Source organism: Wolbachia endosymbiont of Drosophila tristis (genome assembly GCF_028981745.1).
Lineage (GTDB): Bacteria > Pseudomonadota > Alphaproteobacteria > Rickettsiales > Anaplasmataceae > Wolbachia > Wolbachia pipientis.
Genome location: NZ_JAPQLN010000043.1, coordinates 1 through 1,941, shown reverse-complemented (window position 1 = coordinate 1,941; position 1,941 = coordinate 1). Strand labels below are relative to the sequence as shown.

Annotated in this window: 1 protein-coding gene and 1 pseudogene; both read right to left on the bottom strand. The window is 38.0% G+C overall.

Features of this window, described 5'->3' with window-relative positions; translation table 11 throughout:
- Positions 1-93 precede the first annotated feature (93 nt).
- Positions 94-1,497, bottom strand: a complete 1,404-nt coding sequence (locus tag OZD64_RS01300; RefSeq protein WP_138265073.1) for an NAD(P)H-dependent flavin oxidoreductase — start codon at positions 1,495-1,497, stop codon at positions 94-96.
- A 207-nt stretch (positions 1,498-1,704) separates the two neighbouring features.
- Positions 1,705-1,941, bottom strand: a pseudogene (locus OZD64_RS01295) (IS5 family transposase); the annotation flags it as partial.

The following is a 1,941-nucleotide window of genomic DNA, read 5'->3' as shown; positions in this document are numbered from 1 at the left end:
AACTATTGCATTCCAGAACAATTTGATGCATCATTCTTTTTGTAAAAAACATTCCACACTTTCTCTCCACTTTTTCTGGGTAAGGTCACTGACTCAATACCCAGTCAATATCCTTTCCACCAGTTCTTTTACTGCCGGTACGTAGCCATTCTCATAAAATGGATCTTGCTTAAATTTGTACACATTGTGCCCGGAAAACATGAGTTCGTTCTCAATATCACCATCGTGTATAACGTTTTGCAGTGTTTTTTGTATGCAAAAACTACGCGGATCTGGCTTTCGTCCTGTTGAATGGTCACCATGATCTTTCCAATTGCTAAACAAACAATGGCTCAAACATCCCATACAATTGATTTGATCTTCTCTTATTTGTTTAAATTTATCTGGCGTCACAAAAATAACAGTTGAATCTGGGGTTTTCATTGCTTCTGTGTACCCTGCTTTAGTCCATGTATTTGCCAGTTCTTTGTCTTTTGCAGTAAGGTAGATCTTCCTACCTCTGCTACCCATTGCAAATTCACTATTGGATTCTTCGCTGGCATTTTCTGAAAAATTTACTTGATGTAATTTTCGTTCCTGTAACTCACGTATAAAATTATTCCTCACCGCAGATGAGTAAAACCCTGTTGGACTGAATTTATTTAAAAATACATCACCTTCTTCTAAAGTGAGTAGCTTCTTTTTCCACTCTGCAGAAATTGGGCTTTCTTTCGTCAAAAGTGGACGAGTGCCAAACTGAAAAGCTATTGGTCCAATTTGCAGATTGTCAAACCAATGTTCCCAATCTTTCAAATGCCACACTCCTCCTGCCATAACAATTGGTGTTTCTGAAAGACCGATCTCGTTCATGAAAGATCTAAGCTCTGCAACTCTTTCAAATGGAGCCTGTGGTAGCTCTGGGTCTTCACTGTTACTCAGTCCATTGTGCCCTCCAGCAAGCCATGGATCTTCATACACTACTCCACCAAGCAAATAGGAAGATATTCTTTGGTAAGCACGCTTCCATAATGCTTTAAAAGCACGCACCGATGAGATAATAGGGTAATAATAAACCTGATATTTAGCTGCAATTTCTCCAAGCCTATAAGGCATACCAGCACCGCAGGTAATACCATGAATCAAACCTTTCGCTCCTTCTAATATGCCATGAAGTACGCGTTCTGCTGCTCCCATCTCCCAAAGTACATTCATGTGTATTCTTCCATGACCTTTTGATATTTCATTTGCTATTCTTGCCTGACTAATTCCAGCTTCAATACTATACTCAATCAATTCACTATGCTTTTCATTTCTTGTTTTGCCTTTATAAATTAGTGGCACTAACTCGCCATTATCATCAATAAGCTTAGCATTTGCACCAGAAAATGTACCCACAGCATCTGCTGCAGCAAATGCTCCGCTTGATCTCCCATCACTAACTGCAATGCCTTTACCACCTTCGATGATTGGCCACACTTCCTTTCCTGAAATTACTATCTTTTTTATCTTATTTTTCAAAACTTCCTCGCAATCTTTCACTCTATTTTACTTAATTACTAAAAAAATGATAGCTGTTTATTTTTTCTTGTATCATTAAAGCTTCTGTAGCTACTCATGCTGTTGTAGTTTGAGAGCAGTTCCCATCGGAAGGGTGTCATTCCAGTGCTTGACACTGGAATGGCTTTGTTGCATCGCTCTTCGGATAGTAGGTAACGCACAATAAATTTATGAAGCTATCTCAAATTTAGCCATGCCTATTTCAGTAAATTTGTTAAGCAAATAACATTTGAGTAGCAGTTCCCTCTCACGATTCATTTCAGATTTGTTCCTAAAACTAAATCCAAATGTCTTTTTTAATCGCGAGAAAAAACCTTCTATATAAGATCTTTTTCCATAACTCATCTCTTTTTTCCACTTCTTTATACCATCTTCATCATATGACTTTATGAGCTTGACTGCAGA